Origin of the sequence: Paenibacillus sp. FSL R10-2736, assembly GCF_038000245.1 — a bacterium.
Classification (GTDB): Bacteria; Bacillota; Bacilli; order Paenibacillales; family Paenibacillaceae; genus Paenibacillus_AQ; species Paenibacillus_AQ phytohabitans.
In genome coordinates, this window is sequence record NZ_JBBOBN010000001.1 from 1,375,213 (window position 1) to 1,392,969 (window position 17,757).

Sequence of the window (17,757 nt, forward strand, 5' to 3'; positions counted from 1 at the left end):
GCATAGAGAGGGGGAACCTTCGTGGTGGAGCAGGGACTCATCAGAGCCGCTCAAGCGGGCGATCGCGACGCTCTAATCACCCTATTGCGAGAAATTGAAGGACATGTGTATAAGACGGCCTTCTACATTCTGCATAATGAACAGGATGCTCTGGATGCATCCCAGGAGGCATTAATCCGGGTGTATACCAAGATCGGCTCCTATGAGGAGAAGGCCCAGTTCAAAACATGGGTTCAGCGGATCGTGACGAACATCTGTATTGACAAGTTCCGGAGAACGAAGCCTACTGTTTCTATCGATGAGCACGAAATGGTGTTCCAGGATAATAAGCATAACGTAGAGCGCGAAGTGATGTCGGGTTACCTGGCGGAGGATATCCGCGAGGCGATCGATCAGCTTCCTGAGCATCACCGGACGGTGATTGTACTCCGGTATTTACAGGATTTTTCTTACAACGAGATTGCAGACTGTCTGGATCTGCCTTTGAACACGGTGAAATCCTACCTGTTCAGGGCCCGGGCACAGCTGCAGAATAGACTTCAGGAGTATCAGAAAGGTGGTGTGTCAGGATGAAGTGCGCGGAGGTGATAGAATGGATGCACCGCTATTTAGATCATGATCTCAGTCAGGAAGAAATGCTTGAAATGTTCCGTCATATCGATGATTGTCCTTCCTGCGCGGAAGTCTTTGACCGGCTGACGATGCTCTCCCGGCAACTGGAGGAGCTGCCGGATGTGAAGCCGCCCTTCAGTCTGGTCGACTCTATCCTGCCGCAGCTTGAACAGCTGGACCGCGGTGTCCGGGAGGAGCCTGTTATGGTGGGATCTGAAGATCCCAAGATTGTTCCCTTTACACGCCAAAGCACCCGCGGCAAGAAGCCCAAGGGCGCTTCAATAGCAACACGGACAGGCATCGGTGCTGCTGCGGCAGCGGTAATTCTGTTATTCGCCGTCTTCAACATGCCGGAGAGTATGCCGGGTGCGGATATGGATCAGGCGTATAATGCAGCAGGAAGTGAAGCTTCCTCTAAGATGATGACAGAATCCGCAGACAATGCAGCTACGGCGGATGCAGGACAGAACAACAGCACTGACGGCGGCGCTGAGATCTTCTTCTCAGAGCAAGCCACGGCGGAGCCGAATGCTGAAGAAGGTGCTCCTCTGAACAGTACAGGGCCTGCTGCCGGGGATAGTGCGGATGTTGCAGACAATGCTGACGGAGCGGACGCAGGTCCGGCTCCGGCCAAGGAGCCTCCGGCAACGCAAGCCCCTTCCGCCAAACGCAATGCCACAGCACCGCCGGCAGAGAATTCCCGGAAGGGCAGCAGCGGGAATGATGACCGTGCCGCTGATCCGGCTGCCCAGAGCCAGATATTCATGGGCACGGCCCAGGAGGATGCAACGGCTGATATGGCAGCTCCCGAGGAGGGTGCATTGCAGCCTTCCGCAGCACCGGAGCCTGGAGCAATGGGTCTGTTGCCTGCTCTGGTAGCTTCCCAGCCTTCATGGCCATCCCCGGACGGCCGTTATACGGCTGAGCTGGCCGGACAGCAGGTTGTAATCTACAGCGCTCCTGCAGGCAGTGCAGAGGGAGAACGGGTTGCACTGAATTCTCTGCCCATGGAAGGGACCTGGGTCTCCGGCGTGTGGTCGGAGGATAGCAGCCAGTTCACCTATGTAACACAGCTGCAGGATGGTACGCAGGCAACGAAGACATACACGGTTCCGGGAGAGACATCAGCACCGGTTCCTTCCGTTGCTCCATCAGCTTCCGCTTCCCCGCAGTCCAGCCCGGTGATTACTCCGGACGCGGCAACGTCCAATAAATAATCGTGAACTGGAACTTTTTAAGCACCTGCGGAATATGCTAGGGTATGAGGACAGGAATTACAGGATTTGCGAGTATCATCGGTATGACCGCCGGATGGTAAGTTTCTAGAGCTTCCCTCTCCGTCGTTTATATAGATGCGCCGCTGAAACGGAGCAACTTTGGCCCTGGCTGCCGAGGTTGCTCCGTTTTTGCCTATGTTTGCAGGCGTTTTTTTGTTAAAATGTATGAATGTATGTGTTGTACGTTGTACGCAACCAGGCAATGAAATGGAAAAGGAAGTGGCGGGATGGATGCCAAAACGGCGGCCAAAGACATCAAACAGGGGAAAATTTCACCGCTGTATGTGCTGTATGGCAGCGAGAAATTCCGGATGAATGAATTCACGGCCATGCTGGAGGAACACCTGATAGCCAAAGAGGACCGTGACTTCGCGGTGATTCCCTTCGATCTCTCCGAAACGCCGGTGCAGGCCGTCATAGAAGAAGCAGAGACGGTTCCGTTTATGGTAGAGCGCAAGCTGCTGCTGGTGCGGGATGCCGCCCTGTTCACGGCAGGCAAGGAGAACGCCAAGATTGAACACCGTGTAGAGCTGCTAAGCGATTATATGCAGCATCCTGCTGAATTCAGCGTGATTGTATTTATGGTGAACAACGATAAGCTGGATGAACGCAAAAAAATCGTCAAAACAGCCAAGGCCTCCGGCACCGTCTTAGCCTTCAATCCGCTGGGTGCGGAGGAGCTGCTGCGCTGGGTGGAAAAGGGCTTCCGCGACCGCGGCTGTACGGCTGCTCCGGGCACAGCTGAGGTGCTCATTGCAAGTGCCGGAACCGGGCTGCAGGGCCTGTCGGCAGAGATGGACAAGCTGTGCCTGTTCGCCGGTACTGGCGGTAAGGTGGATGCTGCGGCAGTAGAGAGTCTGGTCCACCGCGGCACGGAGCAGAACATATTTACGCTGGTGGAGGATATCGCGAATCTGCGCCTCGATAAGGCACTGAATACGCTCTATGAGCTGCTGAAGCAGCGGGAGGAGCCGATCAAGATCGCTGCACTGATTGCGCGGCAGTTCAGGATCATCCTGCAGGTCAAGGATCTGTCCGGTCTGAGCTATTCGCAAGGGCAGATTGCCTCCCAGCTCGGGCTGCATCCGTATGCGGTCAAGCTTGCGGGAGAGCAGGCCCATAAGTTCGGCAGCCAGCGTCTGCGGCAGATTCTCAGCATACTGGCCGATCTTGACTATCAGATGAAGACAGGTGCAATTGATAAAGTGCTGGGGCTGGAGATGTTTATGCTTCGCCTTGGCGTGTAATCAGGTACAGGTTAGGGTAGCCTAAGAGCCTGTCCGCTCCGCATCTATGCGGGTGGGCAGGCTCTTGGACTATTCCGGTATAAGAAAAAAGAGCACAAAAAAACCTAACCGTATGCAGCATAGCGGTCAGGTTCTTCAAGTGCTCGTTATGATTGTCGCCCGTGGCTTAAGCTTGAGCCTTCAGAGCGTTCAATTTCTTAGCCAAGCGGGATTTTTTGCGGGCAGCCGCATTTTTATGAACCAGGCCTTTAGTTACAGCCTTGTCCAGCTTTTTGGAAGCAGCTTGGAAAGCAGCGTGAGCAGTTTCCACTTCCGTACCTGTCAGTGCTACATCAGCAGTTTTCACAGCTGTACGAAGCGCGGACTTCTGGGAAGCGTTCAGTGCACGGCGTTTCTCGATCGTCTTGACGCGTTTAACCGCGGATTTGATATTTGGCATTGCATTCACCTCCTGGAAGACATTCGAAATCATCATATGATTCACAACTTAAAATAGTTTAGCATGAAGGGTAGCAAAAAGCAACACTAAAAGCTTTTGAATTATAGCACCGGGGATTGTATAAACAGCGGCTTTCTCTCGCACACTATCGGCAATATGCTTAAGGAGGCTGAACTAATAATGGAACTGGATCTTCAGCTGTATTCGGTACGTACGGATTTGGCAGTGGAAGCAAAGGAAATGGCTCAGGCGCGGTCCAATGCGCCCATTCCCGGCGTCAATGAAGAGGTGCAGGAAGCAGATGGCATCAAGGTTACCCGGCTTGCTGTAGCAGACAATGCCGGTTCCCAGGCGATCGGACGGGCCATCGGCAACTACGTGACGCTGGAGGTTCCGGCACTGCGCGGAGGGGATACCGGCCTGCAGCAGAAGGTTTCCACTGTGTTTGCCCGTGAATTTGAGCATTTTCTGGACAGGATCGGCATTAACCGTAACTCCTCCGTACTTATTGTAGGGCTCGGCAACTGGAATGTAACTCCGGACTCTCTTGGGCCGCTGGTCGTGGAGAATTCGCTGATTACCCGGCAGTTCTATGAGCTGGTTCCTGATCAGGTCTCGCCCGGCTACCGGAATGTGAGTGCAATTGCCCCTGGTGTGCTCGGCCTGACCGGCATTGAGTCCAGTGAGGTTGTGCAGGGGATTGTAGACCGTACGAAGCCGGATGTGATAATAGCCATTGATGCCCTGGCCTCCCGTTCGCTGGAAAGAATCAATACAACGATCCAGATTGCCGATATCGGCATCCATCCGGGTTCAGGCATCGGCAACAAACGGCGGGGTCTGACCAAAGAGGTGCTGGGTGTTCCCTGCATCGCCATCGGCGTTCCTACTGTCTGCTACGCTTCAACGATCGTCAACAACGTGCTGGAGATGATGAGCAATCATTTCGGGAAGATGGAAGGCGGCGGTGCCCATACCAAAGAGATTATGGGCTTGCTGGATGATATCTCCGGGCAGGAGCGGCTGGCGCTGGTTAAGGAAGTGCTTGAACCGCTTGGGCATGACCTGATCGTCACCCCCAAGGAAATTGACGAGTTTATTGAAGAGATCGCCAATATTGTCGCCAGCGGACTCAACGCTGCACTGCATGAAGCGGTAGATCCGGGCAATGTTGGAGCCTATACTCACTAATCTGCACCATTCTTCACAGGCCCGCACAGTCTGCCGTAAGGCAGCACTGCCCTGCGGGTCTTCTCTATGTCCTCTCATTCTAAGGTTCTAGCATTACTCTTCCGCTCATAGATTTGGAGTATGAGAGATTACAGAGGGCTTAGAGGAGGACATAACAATCATGAACAGAAAATGGTTTCAGCTATGGAATATTGGCCGGCTGCGGGGAAGGCTGCTGGATGTTCTGTCGCTGGGGAGAACGATGCTGCTGCTGGCCGGAGGTTCACTTGTATTTTTCATGCTGCTTGGAGCCGGCGGATTGGCCGGACAGAAGCTGAACTCTTCACCCATTCCCTCTATGAAGGGCTTGGCTGCTTCACTCTCCAGCGGATTCTTCATGGAGCTGCTGGGCATGGAGGTTCCGCATTTGCCGCAGGGTGAGGAGCCTTCAGCATTCTCGGGCGACAAGGTTACCTCCTTCGTATTCCGGCTGCTCACCAGCGTCGACCCGGGCGATCCCAAAAGTCTGGTATCGCGTGAGATGCCCGGCCTTGCGGCAGATGATCCCTTCCTGCTGCGGGAAGGCTCCGGGGGGACAGGTACGGCAGGGGCGCCTGCGGATTATCATCCCGGTGTCGATGAGTTAGCGGCGGGTGGAGAATCGGGAACCGGTGCTGATCCGGGAACGGATCTGGGCACGGGCACAGAGGCGGGGACCAATGATCCGCCTGCCGGCGGCGAAACGGACAACCCGGGCGGAGAAGTTGTGCAGCCGGAGGCTACGCCTGCACCGGATTCAAGCGGTACGGCTACAGACCCTGGTGAGAGCGAAGGTTATTCCGGGAGCGGAGATGCGGAGAACGGTACCGGGGATACCTCGATCAAACGTATCCTAATCTATCATTCCCATCCCCGCGAGGCCTATAATCCTCTGCTTGGCGCAGCGAGCGATAATCCAAGCTCTGCGGTTCCTTCCAAGAATGTAATGCTGGTAGGATCATATATTGCCAAGCGGCTGGAAGCCCGCGGGATAGGAACTGTCCATGCCCAGGAGGATTACGCCACGGAGGTGCCGGATTATAACTGGAACTTCTCCTATAAATATTCACGCATGACTGTGAAATCGGCGATGGCCGCCAATCAGGAAATGAGTGAGCTGATCGATATCCACCGCGACTCGCAGCGGCATGGCAAAACTACAGCAGAAATCAACGGTAAAAATTATGCGCAGGTGTACTTCATCCTCGGGCATGCGAATAAGAATTGGAAGCAAAATGAAGCCTTCGCCAATCAGATTCACCAGCTGCTGGAGAAAAATTATCCGGGAGTATCCCGCGGTATATGGGGGAAATCCTCGGGAAACGGGAATAATGGGGAGTATAACCAGACACTATCCCCGAACAGCGTGCTGATTGAGGTAGGCGGAATCGATAATTCTGCCGAAGAGCTGAAGCGGACAGCAGATATTCTGGCAGATGCCATCGCGGATGTGTACTGGGCCAGCCGGGATGCAGAGAAAGCGGCGGCGCCTGAAGAGGGCGATGTCAAACTGGAGGGCACGAGCGCGAAGACATCCGCAGGCGGTGCTTCCTAAGCTAATTCACTTGAAAAAGGAGCGGGGAATATGACGCGGTTCGGTAAAAAGCTGGTCATGGTCGGGATATGGGCGGGAGTCGGGCTTCTGGTGGGTCTGCAATTCGGCGGCGGCAGCGGTTCAGGAGTCTCCGGCGTGCTGCCGGGCTGGAACACTATGGCCGGGAATACTTCTTCGGCCGGTGGACAGCTCCAGGCTGGGCAGAGCGGCACAGCGGGAGCTGCGTCTCTTCCGGCCGCGGGTAGGGCTCAGGGCGGGCAAGCCTATGTATATGTGCCGGTTGTCATTGATCCGGCTACCGGGGCCTATAAGGTGCTGCCTGTGCAGCAGCCGGCTGCAGCTGGTACGGATACAGCAGCCGGGACGGGCAATCTTCCGCAGCAGGAAGTGAAGGACTACACTACCCTCAGTCCTGAACAGATTCTGATTCCCGGGGAACAGAAGCCGACCGTAGATGTGCTCGCGGACAAGACGGCCGGCCTGCTGCAGCAGGCTTCGCAGAAAAGCATCCGCTGGGTAGTCTCCCTCTTCGATTCATCGGAGGAGTGAAGGAGTGTCCGTGTGCAGCCGGACAGACTTCGAAGGTTAATATGCCATAATGCAACGGTTGCCGCTTAAATTGGAGCGCGCAGCCGTTCTTTTTTACGGATTCTCCTGTGATTTTTTGGCTGCCCCGGGTGTTTCTTTATTTTCCCGCAGCTGGCGGGATTGATGGGTGAAGCCCGTACTGTTATAATAAGAGGATTAACATTAGGCTGTCTGTGGGGGTAAGGAATGACTGACGTTCAGAAACGACAACAACAAATCCGCAATTTCTCGATTATTGCACATATAGACCATGGCAAATCGACACTGGCTGACCGTATTCTGGAGTATACAGGTGCGCTCACTTCGCGTGAAATGCAGGAGCAGGTACTCGATCAAATGGACCTGGAGCGCGAACGCGGTATCACCATTAAGCTGCAGGCTGTACGCCTGACCTATCGTGCCGACGACGGACAGGATTATTATCTGAATCTGATTGATACACCGGGGCATGTCGATTTCACCTATGAGGTATCCCGAAGTCTTGCCGCCTGCGAAGGCGCACTGCTGGTAGTGGATGCAGCACAGGGGATTGAAGCCCAGACTCTGGCTAACGTGTATCTGGCACTCGATAACAATCTGGAGATTCTTCCGGTGCTCAACAAGATTGACCTTCCGAATGCAGATCCTGACCGGGTGAAGCAGGAGGTTGAGGATGTAATCGGGCTGGATACGAGCGAAGCGGTTCTGGCTTCCGCCAAAGCCGGCATCGGTATTAAGGAGATTCTGGAGCAGGTCGTTAAGCAGGTTCCGGCGCCGACAGGCAACTCCGAAGAACCGCTCAAGGCCCTGATCTTCGATTCCCACTATGACCCGTACAAAGGCGTTATTGTCTATGTCCGTGTTATGGACGGAAGTATCCGTGCAGGTTCCAAGATTAAGATGATGGCAACCGACAAAACCTTTGAAGTTATCGAAGTCGGAGCATTCATGCCGCGTATGACCATTGTGCCTGAGCTGAACATCGGCGATGTCGGGTTCATTGTGGCCGGAATTAAGCATGTTGGCGACACGCGTGTCGGTGACACGGTGACGGATGCCAAGAATCCGACGCTTGAACCGCTGCCGGGCTACCGCAAGATTAATCCGATGGTCTACTGTGGTCTGTATCCGATTGAGACCTCTGATTATAATGATCTGCGTGAAGCGCTGGAGAAGCTGCAGCTGAACGATGCTTCACTTAGCTTCGAGCCGGAAAGCTCAAGTGCACTGGGCTTCGGCTTCCGTTGCGGCTTCCTTGGACTGCTGCACATGGAGATTATTCAGGAGCGGATTGAGCGCGAGTTCAATCTGCCGCTGATTACTACAGCACCAAGCGTTATTTACCGCATCAAGCTGACTAACGGTGAGACCATTCAGATCGACAATCCGTCGCATTATCCGGAGATCGGGACGATTGACTTCATTGAAGAGCCATATGTGAAGGCAGGAATTATTGTACCGAATGACTTCGTAGGTACAGTTATGGAGCTTTGCCAGAACAAACGCGGCGAATTCGTTAACATGGAGTATCTGGATACGAACCGTGTAACCATAACGTATGAGATTCCGCTGTCCGAGATTGTCTATGACTTCTTCGATCAGCTGAAATCGGGAACAAAGGGTTATGCTTCCTACGATTATGAGATCTCCGGATACCGCCAGTCGAATCTGGTGAAGATGGATATCCTGCTCAACAATGAGCAGGTCGATGCGTTGTCCTTCATCGTTCACCGCGACCGCGCGTATAACCGCGGCCGGGTCATCTGTGAGAAGCTGCGCGGCATTATCCCGCGGCAGATGTTCGAGGTGCCGATCCAGGCATCCGTCGGCACGAAGGTGGTTGCGCGCGAGACCGTTAAGGCGATGCGCAAGAACGTACTGGCCAAATGCTACGGCGGTGATATTTCGCGTAAGCGGAAGCTGCTGGAGAAGCAGAAGGAAGGTAAGAAGCGCATGAAGCAAGTCGGCAGCGTAGAGGTGCCGCAGGAAGCGTTCATGGCTGTGCTTCAGATTGAGTAGCAGCGTGCAGGCTCCCTGGAGCTGACAGCTGGATTATAGACCTGCAAGGGAAGCCGTAGGGCTTCCCTTTTCTGGAAATATTATTTTTCCCGGAGAAACAGGATTAAGATAATAATCATCGCTTATTTCTCGCAGAAACGGGTGCCGTCCTAAGCAGGGCGGCGCAGCCGTTTCTTCTTACTTTTCAGCAGCAGAGGCTGCAAACAGTTTTTACATTAAATAGAACAAAGGAGACAGCTATGAACACAGCACGCAATGGCCGTCCCCCTGAGGCCGTATATATTCATATCCCGTTTTGCACCAATAAGTGCTTCTACTGTGATTTCAATTCCTATGTCCTGAAGGATCAGCCGGTCATGGAGTATCTGTATGCCCTTGACCGTGAGATGGAGTTGACCGTGAAGAACACGCCTCCCGGTGTAATCAAGACCATTTTTGTCGGCGGCGGTACGCCTACAGTGCTTAAACCGGATGAGATGGCATATTTCCTGCAATCGGTCCGCAGACACTTCCCGCAGTGGGATGAGAATATCGAGTTCTCTATGGAAGCTAATCCCGGCACTACCGATATAGATAAGCTCAGAGTAATGAAGGAAGGCGGCGTCAACCGTGTCAGCTTCGGCGTTCAGGCGTTTCAGAACGAGCTGCTGAGCGGAATCGGCCGTATTCATGATGTGGATGATGTCTACCGCAGTCTGGAGAATGCCCGCGCGGCCGGGCTGGATAATCTTTCGCTGGATCTGATGTTCGGCCTGCCAAACCAGACGGTGGATATGTTGAGAGAGAGCATCGACAAGGCGCTGGCGCTGGATCTTCCCCACTATTCTATCTATAGTCTTAAGGTTGAGGAGAACACGCTGTTCCACACCCTATTTAATAAGAACAAACTTCCCCTGCCGAATGAAGAGGATGAGCTGGCGATGTATCTGCTGCTTATGTCCACCATGGAAGCTGCGGGTTATACGCAATATGAGATCAGCAATTTTGCCAAGCCGGGGATGGAGAGCCGCCACAATATTACCTACTGGCGCAACGAGGATTATTATGGCCTCGGTGCCGGGGCGCACGGATATGTGGGCCGCCAGCGGCATATGAATATCAAGGGCGTCAATCCGTATAATGAGGCTACGCGCAGCGGGCTGCCCCGTCTGGACAGCTTCCCTATCTCCGAGCAGGAGGCGATGGAGGATTTCATGATGGTCGGCCTGCGGATGCGCGAAGGGGTGTCGGATACGGCATTCCGTTCACAATTCGGGAAGTCGCTGGAGGATATTTTTGCTGGATCGCTGCATAAAATGCTTAAGGCAGGGCTGCTGGAGCAGACGGGGGACACCTATCGTCTGAGCAAGCAGGGAATCCTGTTCGGCAACGATGTATTTGGAGAATTTGTCGGTGCTTTGACAGAAGTTTAATTTTAAAATACCCCTTGAATTGTAATTCACTCTGTTGTATATTTATTCATATTAACAACGAGGGGTGAGTCAAAGTGCTTGTCAAAACGGATATGTTCCGCCAGTCTTCTCCTGCGGGAGATCAACAAGTGATATGCAGAAATGCTACAGTGGAGGATGTAGAGCCGCTGTATCTGATGATAGAGGAATACGCTCAGCGCGGAATTATGCTGCCCCGTTCCAGGCAAGCACTGACCCGCCAGATCGATCAGTTCGTGATTGCCGAAATCGGCGGCAGATTTGTCGGCTGCGGATCCTTGTTCAGACTCGGAAGCGACCTCGTAGAGGTACGTTCGATCGGTCTGCGCGATGAAGGCAAGGGCAAAGGCGTAGGCTCGATGATTCTGGAGAAGCTGACGGAAGAAGCCAGACGCCAGAAAATCCCGAAGATTATGGCTTTGACCTATGCTGTGGATTTCTTCCTCAGAAACGGATTCGATGTGGTGGAGAAGGAGATTTTCCCGGAGAAGGTCTGGACTGATTGTGTGCACTGCAAGAAGCAGCATGCCTGCGATGAAATCGCTGTGCTGAAGAGATTGGATTAAACCGGGGGGCGACAGGTTCTGCGGCAACCTATATAATAAGAAACCACTGCCCTACGGATCGGAAGCTCCGGGGGAGTGGTTTTTTTGCGCGGATAAGAGAATGTTACACTTCACTCTATATAGTGAATATTTGGATCTGTGCTGCTGTTGTCGCTTCTAAGCATTCAAGTTGTATAACGTACAACAATTCCGCTTCGCACACAGATGCGGTTGACCGGTTACCTGGCATAAATAAGCTTGCGCTGCTGCTCTATCAGCTCGGCCAGCTCCGGAGTGGCATATGCAGAGTGAAATGAAGGGAACAATGTATTATAGGCAATCCTTCTGGTGGACCCGTCTTTCATTTCGATTTCCATCCAGTACAGATTGCCCACCCAGCTCTTGGTCTGTTTGGACAGCTCCTCTTGCGGGATGTACTCCAGCTTGGGGAATTCACGGATGAATATGGCGTTGGCCTCCGGAGTAAAGTCCATCAGGTCTGAACCGTCATTGCCGCTGATGAAACGGACGGTTTGTATTTTGCCCTCGGCATCCAGCAGATCGTTAAGGGTTCTGGCTGCAGGGTTGCTGTACGCCTCATAGAGCTGGTCACCCGCCCAGATTCTCGCCGAAGGTTCATATCCATTCACTTCATAGAGCTGTGTACCTGTCTTCAGATTCGTGGCATCTCCATCCTGCATCTTCTTACGGGGACACCTATGCTCGGATTTGCTGTAGGTAACCTTGCCGATAGCCTTCCCTTTGCTCAGTCCGCTGAGATCACTATCCGTATCACCGCCATACAGGACACCATTCCATTGCAGGACTGATGCATAATCCACTTCACCAAAGTAACACTTGTTCTGAGTTGTTTTCACTGTATAGGCCGTAAGCAACAGCACACATAGGATCACTGCGGATATGGCAAATAACCATGATTTCATCAAGCGCACTTCATCACCCCTTGTTCTATCTGACGATGAAGCGGATGAATGGTTGCGGGGTCATATCCGAAATAATGGTTTTATCTTGAAAAAAATGCATCCGGCAGTGCTTTGTGATTTGTGAAACTGACTTGACAATGCCAAGGTCAGTTTGGTATTTTTGTATTAGTGGTTAGCACTCATCTGACTAGAGTGCTAACGAATCGGAGCCACAGCCGATAGGAGGGAATAACATGTTAACTGAACGCCAGAGAATGATACTGAATGCAATCGTAGATGATTATATTCTTTCCGCTGAGCCGGTAGGCTCGCGCAGTATCTCGAAACGCGGCGATGTAGGCTACAGTCCTGCAACGATCCGCAACGAAATGGCTGATCTTGAGGACCTGGGATACCTGGAGCAACCTCATACTTCGGCAGGGAGAATCCCTTCTCATAAGGGCTACCGCTATTATGTGGACCATCTGGTACCGTGGAATTCCGCCGAAACGGCCGAACTGGGCACGATCCGCGCTTTTTTCGCCGAGAAGCTGAATGCGACAGAGCAGGTTATCCAACATGCGGCAATGATTCTTTCCAATATGACGAATTATACTTCCATCCTGCTGGGACCGGAGGTTTTTCATACTTCATTGCGCCACTTTCAGCTGCTTCCGCTCGATGACAACACTGCGGTGGCGATTATCGTTACCAGCACGGGACAGGTGGAGAACAAGATCGTCAACCTTCCTCCGGATATTTCTGTATCCGAGATGGAGAAGGTCGTCAATCTGCTGAACAGCAAGCTGGTGAATGTACCGCTCTATAAGCTGAAGAGCCAGCTCTATTCCGAGCTGGGTGAGGAAATGCAGCGTCACATCTCCCACTATGAAGAATTAATGCAGGTGCTGGACACGGCGCTCGAAAGCGACCATGAACAGCGCATCTATCTCAGCGGCGCAACGAATATGCTGACCCAGCCGGAGTTCAAGGACGTCGACAAGGTGAAGAATATTCTGGACCTGCTGGAAGAGACGCCAACCCTGCTCAAAATGCTGACCCCGGCAAGCGGAGGAACAGGGATGCAAGTGCGCATTGGTACAGAGAATAAGCATGATGCTTTTGCGAACTGCAGTCTGATTACCGCTACCTATTCGCTGGATGGCAAGGCGCTGGGGAGCATCGGCATCCTGGGTCCGACCCGGATGGAGTATGCGCGCGTAATGGGCATTCTGGGGATTCTGTCCCGGGATTTGACAGCGATGCTGGCACACTGGTATAAGTGAACAGAGCGTAATTGATTACGGTGAATGATGATAAGGAGGTGAAGACAACTTGAAAGAGGAAGAGGTTCAGGAAATGAATGAACAGAATGATCCCTCCATAAATGAAAACCAGGCTGCTGATGAGGCGGAAGCTGCAGAAGGCACTGGCACATTTACGGCTGAAGAGGCCGGCGAGGCGGCTTCAGGCAGTGGAGAGGATTTCGGACGGCTGAAGGAGCTTGCGAATGAACATCAGGCGCGCGCACTGCGTGTACAGGCTGATTTCGATAACTTCCGCCGCCGCACACAGAAGGAAAAGGAAGAGCTGGCGCAATATGCGACTTCCAAGCTCGTAACTGAATTGCTTCCGGTACTCGACAATTTCGAGCGTGCATTGGCTACATCTCCGGCAGGCGCGGATTCCGAAGCGTTCACCAAAGGCATCAATATGATTTTCCGGCAGCTGGATGGAGTGCTGAGATCTGAAGGACTTACAGCTATGGAAACGGTAGGACAGCCTTTTAACCCTGAATATCATCAGGCGATCATGCAGGTGGAGAGCGAGGAGCACGAGGAAGGCATCGTGACAGAAGAAGTCCAGAAGGGCTATCTCCTGAAAGATAAAGTTCTTCGTCCGGCCATGGTCAAAGTCAGCATGTAGTTCTGTCTATATAAGTGAGCATTATTCTATGAAGACAATGTTACACCACAATAACAATATGAATGGTTGAAGCCCCGGGCTTCACCTTATGTCTGAGGAGGCAAATTACAGTGAGTAAAGTTATCGGTATTGACCTTGGAACCACCAACTCTTGCGTTGCCGTTATGGAAGGCGGCGAAGCCGTCGTTATCCCGAATCCGGAAGGCGCGCGTACAACCCCATCGGTGGTAGGCTTCAAGAAAGACGGCGAGCGTATCGTCGGCGAGACAGCTAAACGCCAGGCAATTACGAACCCGGACCGTACCATCGCTTCCATTAAGCGCCACATGGGTACGAACCACAAAGAAAGCATTGACGGCAAAGACTACTCCGCACAGGAAATTTCGGCGATGATTCTCCAGAAGCTGAAATCCGATGCTGAAGCCTATCTGGGCCAGACAGTAACCCAGGCCGTTATTACGGTTCCTGCATATTTTAATGACAGCCAGCGTCAGGCTACGAAGGATGCGGGCAAAATTGCCGGTCTTGAAGTTCTGCGTATTGTCAACGAGCCAACGGCAGCAGCACTTGCTTACGGTCTGGAGAAATCCGAAGACCAGACGATCCTTGTCTATGACCTTGGCGGCGGTACATTCGACGTATCGATCCTTGAACTGGGCGACGGCTTCTTCGAAGTAAAAGCTACCAGCGGTGACAACCGTCTGGGCGGGGATGATTTTGACCAGCTGGTTATGGATTATCTCGTGGCTGAATTCAAGAAAGAGCAAGGCATTGACCTGAGCAAAGACAAAGCGGCTGTACAACGTCTGAAAGACGCTGCGGAAAAAGCGAAAAAAGAGCTGTCCGGCGTACTGACAACTACTGTATCGCTGCCGTTCATCACGGTTGTTGACGGAGTGCCACAGCACTTGGAGGTCAACCTGACCCGTGCCAAGTTCGACGAACTGACTGCAAGCCTGGTAGAGCGTACGCTTGGACCAACCCGTCAGGCGCTGAGCGATGCCGGCATGACGCCTGCAGATCTGAACAGAATCGTGCTGGTCGGCGGTTCCACACGTATTCCTGCCGTACAGGATGCGATCAAGAAGCTTACAGGCAAAGAGCCTCACAAAGGCGTTAACCCGGATGAAGTAGTAGCCCTTGGTGCTGCTGTTCAAGCGGGCGTGCTGACTGGTGATGTTAAAGACGTGGTCTTGCTTGACGTAACTCCGCTGTCCCTGGGTATTGAAACTGCAGGCGGCGTATTCACGAAGATGATCGAGCGCAACACTACGATCCCTACAAGCAAATCGCAGGTGTTCTCGACCTTCGCTGACAGCCAGCCGAGCGTGGAAATCCACGTACTGCAGGGTGAGCGCCAGATGGCGAACGGCAACAAAACACTGGGACGCTTCATGCTGAACGAGATTCCACCGGCACCGCGCGGCGTACCGCAGATCGAAGTAACCTTCGACATCGATGCCAACGGTATCGTTAACGTATCTGCTACGGATAAAGGCACCAACAAGAGCCAGAAGATCACTATCACTTCTTCCAGCGGCTTGAGCGATGCTGAAGTAGAACAGATGATGAAGGATGCCGAGCTGCATGCTGAGGAAGACCGTAAGCGTAAAGAACTGGTAGAAGCGAAGAACAACGCTGACCAGCTCGTATACTCCACGGACAAAGTCATCAAGGACCTTGCTGACAAAGTCGACGCTTCCGAAATCGAGAAAGCCAATGAAGCCAAAGACAAAGTGAAGGCTGCACTGGAAACCGACAACCTGGAAGAAATCACTGCCGCTACAGAGGCGCTGAATGAGATCGTACAGCAGTTGTCCGTGAAGCTGTATGAACAGGCTGCACAAGCTGAGCAAGGCGCTGAAGGCGGCCAGGGAGCTTCTGAAGGTAATGCCAAGAAAGACAACGTGGTAGATGCCGATTACGAAGTGGTTGACGATGAGAAGAATCAAGGGTAACCTTAAACGATAAGTTTCTATTTGGTGAGAGGGGAAGGTCAAAACCGGGGCATCCCGTGTTTTGGCTTTCCCTTTAAAATGTAAGGGTTTATGGGTTTCCCGTCATAAATTTCTTCTTACATTTCTCGAAGAAACGGTGCCGTCCCCGCGGGACGGCGTAGCCGTTTCTACTTGCCATGTTAAGGGCAGAAGAATAACGATGTACGGAGGTGAAAGCAGTGGCAGATAAACGCGATTATTATGAGGTTCTGGGCCTCGGAAGAGATGCTTCAGACGAAGATGTGAAGAAAGCGTACCGTAAGCTGGCGCGCCAGTATCATCCGGATGTGAATAAAGCGGGCGATGCAGAAGCCAAGTTCAAAGAGGTTAAGGAAGCTTACGATGTCCTCAGTGACGGGCAGCAGCGGGCTCGTTATGACCAATATGGACATATTGATCCTAACCAGGGCATGGGCGGCGGCTTTGGCGGCGGCGGCGGAGATTTCGGCGGTCTTGGCGATATCTTCGACATGTTCTTCGGCGGCGGCGGACGGCGTGATCCGAATGCACCGCAGCGCGGCGGCGATTTGCAGTATACGATGACCATTGAATTCAAGGAAGCGGTATTCGGTAAAGAAACCGATATTACCATTCCGCGCACGGAGACCTGTGATACCTGCTTTGGCTCCGGTGCCAAACCTGGAACGAAGCCGGAGACCTGTTCCGTATGTCACGGCAGCGGCCAGCAGGAATTCGTGCAGAATACACCGCTTGGACAGATGCGTAACCGCCGTCCCTGCTCCCATTGCAGCGGCACCGGCAAGATCATCAAAGAAAAATGTACAACATGTGCAGGCCAGGGCAAGGTTAAGAAACAGCGCAAGATTCATGTGCGCATTCCTGCCGGTGTCGATGACGGCGCTCAGCTGCGCATGACCGGTGAAGGCGAAGGCGGCACACGCGGCGGCCCTGCCGGAGATCTGTACATTGTGTTCCGCGTCAAGAATCACGATTTCTTCGAGCGCGAGAACGATGATATTATGTGCGAGGTTCCATTGACGTTCGCTCAGGCGGCGCTTGGTGACGAGATCGAAATCCCTACCCTTACCGAAAAAGTGAAGCTCAAGATTCCTGCAGGCACACAGACCGGAACCTTCTTCCGCCTCAAAGGCAAAGGTGTTCCGCATCTGCGCGGCAGCGGAGTCGGCGATCAGCATGTCCGCGTCATTGTGGTCACGCCTAGCAAGCTTAGTGATGAGCAGAAGGACCTGCTCCGCCAGTTCGCCTCCCACAATGGAGAGAACACTCATGAGCAGGAGCAATCTTTCTTTGACCGCGTGAAGCGTGCGTTCCGCGGGGACTGATCTTCATAAGTGTATTATTCCTGCGGCCCTACGGAGCCGCATAGAAGCGCCCGCCTCCATGGAAATTGGAGGCGGGCATTTTTTTGTCCTTTAATTCAACGATGCCGGTTATTTGTTATTTCCCAATGAATCATTCCATCCTTTATTCTAACTCTAGTCATTTCCAATTTCTCCAGAACTTTAATGGAAGGAAGGTTATCTATAAGGCATTCTGCCACAATTTTCTTCACTTGTCCTGAAGAGAATGCCCATTCCATAATTGCTTTCACCGACTCTGTAGCTATCCCCTTATTATGCATGTCCGGAATTATTCCATATCCGATTTCTACAATTCCTTGTATATCCGGTCTCCCTTTATATCCAATGTCTCCGATAATTTGGTTGTTATCAGCTAATGTTACAAACCACACTCCCCAGCCCAGCAGTTCAGAGTCTTCCTCAAGATGAGCTAAATATCCGGCGGTATGCTTCCCGATAGGGTATGTTTCAGATACCTTCTTGTAATTTTGTTGGTCAAATGCAGTAATGATTAGCCGTTCAGTTATGATTTGCAGAGTTATTTCCTCCTCATGAATTAACTATTGTTCCGTTAGCTTAGCTTTCTGGTAAGCAGTGTTTCAACAGAGCCAAGCGGAATCAAAGGACCTTATTTCCCGGAACCCCCCTTTTCTGAGGCTAAAGCGGACTGAAAATCAGCTATCTTGTTC

Annotated in this window: 16 protein-coding genes; 13 read left to right on the forward strand and 3 right to left on the reverse strand. The window is 52.6% G+C overall.

The genetic code is table 11. From position 1 onward, the window contains the following. Window positions 1–21: 21 nt before the first annotated feature. From NSQ73_RS05940 to holA, 3 genes are all read left to right on the forward strand, one after another. Window positions 22–573 carry an RNA polymerase sigma factor gene (locus tag NSQ73_RS05940; RefSeq protein WP_039309588.1) on the forward strand — a complete coding sequence of 184 codons (552 nt, stop codon included), beginning with the start codon at window positions 22–24 and terminating at the stop codon, window positions 571–573. Beyond that, a complete protein-coding gene (locus NSQ73_RS05945; RefSeq protein ID WP_340985713.1) occupies window positions 570–1,829 on the forward strand; it encodes an anti-sigma factor family protein in 1,260 nt (419 codons plus the stop codon). The genes NSQ73_RS05940 and NSQ73_RS05945 overlap by 4 nt, the downstream gene beginning before the upstream one ends. A 287-nt stretch (window positions 1,830–2,116) precedes the next feature. After that, window positions 2,117–3,136, forward strand: a complete 1,020-nt coding sequence (holA, locus tag NSQ73_RS05950; RefSeq protein WP_042139472.1) for a DNA polymerase III subunit delta — start codon at window positions 2,117–2,119, stop codon at window positions 3,134–3,136. Between the two features lie 166 nt (window positions 3,137–3,302). Here holA and rpsT read toward each other — a convergent pair whose 3' ends face one another. Continuing rightward, complete coding sequence (gene rpsT / locus NSQ73_RS05955) at window positions 3,303–3,575, reverse strand: 30S ribosomal protein S20 (RefSeq protein ID WP_039309591.1); 273 nt, start codon at window positions 3,573–3,575, stop codon at window positions 3,303–3,305. A 180-nt stretch (window positions 3,576–3,755) separates the two neighbouring features. On the opposite strand from rpsT, the gene gpr reads away from it, so the two are divergent. The 6 genes from gpr (at window position 3,756) to NSQ73_RS05985 (ending at window position 10,921) form a co-directional block, all read left to right on the forward strand. Continuing rightward, window positions 3,756–4,766: a GPR endopeptidase gene (gpr, locus tag NSQ73_RS05960; protein WP_340985714.1), complete on the forward strand. Its 1,011-nt coding sequence runs from the start codon at window positions 3,756–3,758 to the stop codon at window positions 4,764–4,766. A gap of 160 nt (window positions 4,767–4,926) precedes the next feature. Continuing rightward, window positions 4,927–6,339: a stage II sporulation protein P gene (locus tag NSQ73_RS05965; RefSeq protein WP_340985715.1), complete on the forward strand. Its 1,413-nt coding sequence runs from the start codon at window positions 4,927–4,929 to the stop codon at window positions 6,337–6,339. A gap of 30 nt (window positions 6,340–6,369) precedes the next feature. Next, the gene (locus tag NSQ73_RS05970) at window positions 6,370–6,888 is read left to right on the forward strand and encodes a hypothetical protein (protein ID WP_340985716.1); all 519 of its coding nucleotides are present in this window, start codon (window positions 6,370–6,372) and stop codon (window positions 6,886–6,888) included. Between the two features lie 225 nt (window positions 6,889–7,113). Further along, window positions 7,114–8,925 carry a translation elongation factor 4 gene (gene lepA, locus NSQ73_RS05975; protein WP_340985717.1) on the forward strand — a complete coding sequence of 604 codons (1,812 nt, stop codon included), beginning with the start codon at window positions 7,114–7,116 and terminating at the stop codon, window positions 8,923–8,925. A 239-nt stretch (window positions 8,926–9,164) separates the two neighbouring features. Then, complete coding sequence (hemW, locus tag NSQ73_RS05980) at window positions 9,165–10,337, forward strand: radical SAM family heme chaperone HemW (RefSeq protein ID WP_171720963.1); 1,173 nt, start codon at window positions 9,165–9,167, stop codon at window positions 10,335–10,337. Between the two features lie 92 nt (window positions 10,338–10,429). Further along, window positions 10,430–10,921 carry an N-acetyltransferase gene (locus NSQ73_RS05985; protein WP_171721047.1) on the forward strand — a complete coding sequence of 164 codons (492 nt, stop codon included), beginning with the start codon at window positions 10,430–10,432 and terminating at the stop codon, window positions 10,919–10,921. Between the two features lie 218 nt (window positions 10,922–11,139). Here the strand turns inward: NSQ73_RS05985 and NSQ73_RS05990 are convergent, their stop codons facing one another. Continuing rightward, window positions 11,140–11,844, reverse strand: coding sequence for a hypothetical protein (locus NSQ73_RS05990; protein WP_340985719.1), 705 nt, complete (start codon window positions 11,842–11,844; stop codon window positions 11,140–11,142). A gap of 233 nt (window positions 11,845–12,077) precedes the next feature. On the opposite strand from NSQ73_RS05990, the gene hrcA reads away from it, so the two are divergent. The 4 genes from hrcA to dnaJ all read left to right on the forward strand — a co-directional run bounded on the left by hrcA (window position 12,078) and on the right by dnaJ (window position 17,050). Continuing rightward, window positions 12,078–13,109, forward strand: a complete 1,032-nt coding sequence (hrcA, locus tag NSQ73_RS05995) for a heat-inducible transcriptional repressor HrcA (protein ID WP_039309603.1) — start codon at window positions 12,078–12,080, stop codon at window positions 13,107–13,109. 73 nt (window positions 13,110–13,182) lie between these two features. Then, window positions 13,183–13,749 (forward strand): nucleotide exchange factor GrpE, encoded by a 567-nt coding sequence (gene grpE / locus NSQ73_RS06000; RefSeq protein ID WP_445669654.1) that lies wholly within the window; start codon window positions 13,183–13,185, stop codon window positions 13,747–13,749. A 110-nt stretch (window positions 13,750–13,859) separates the two neighbouring features. Next, window positions 13,860–15,707 carry a molecular chaperone DnaK gene (gene dnaK / locus NSQ73_RS06005; protein ID WP_042139465.1) on the forward strand — a complete coding sequence of 616 codons (1,848 nt, stop codon included), beginning with the start codon at window positions 13,860–13,862 and terminating at the stop codon, window positions 15,705–15,707. Window positions 15,708–15,925: 218 nt separating this feature from the next. Further along, window positions 15,926–17,050 carry a molecular chaperone DnaJ gene (dnaJ, locus tag NSQ73_RS06010; protein WP_042139464.1) on the forward strand — a complete coding sequence of 375 codons (1,125 nt, stop codon included), beginning with the start codon at window positions 15,926–15,928 and terminating at the stop codon, window positions 17,048–17,050. A 95-nt stretch (window positions 17,051–17,145) separates the two neighbouring features. Here the strand turns inward: dnaJ and NSQ73_RS06015 are convergent, their stop codons facing one another. After that, a complete protein-coding gene (locus NSQ73_RS06015) occupies window positions 17,146–17,625 on the reverse strand; it encodes a GNAT family N-acetyltransferase (protein WP_340989202.1) in 480 nt (159 codons plus the stop codon). Window positions 17,626–17,757: the final 132 nt, after the last annotated feature.